Annotated in this window: 1 protein-coding gene; it reads left to right on the top strand. The window is 57.1% G+C overall.

What is annotated here, in order from left to right:
- A partial coding sequence (locus tag WFK98_RS27280; protein WP_336802530.1) for a hypothetical protein occupies positions 1–247 on the top strand: 247 nt, incomplete at both ends.

Below are 247 nucleotides of genomic sequence, written 5' to 3' on the forward strand. Positions count from 1 at the left end.
CGGCTTCAACGTCGAGACCTGTTCGAAGGCGCAGATGGTCTTCAGTTCCGACGACGACTTCTCGGTCATCAACAAGACCTATGCGCCCGCCTCGAGCCGGAAGGGCGCGGCTGACAGCCCCACGGACAACGTCTATACCGACATCGATTTCACCTACGAGTGGAAGGGCTACTACCCGATCATCTTCTTCTTCGGGACGTTCAACGGTGCCCAGAATGACCAGATCTACACCCTGCCATCCGACAAA

Source organism: Kaistia sp. MMO-174, assembly GCF_037147815.1.
Classification (GTDB): Bacteria; Pseudomonadota; Alphaproteobacteria; order Rhizobiales; family Kaistiaceae; genus Kaistia; species Kaistia nematophila.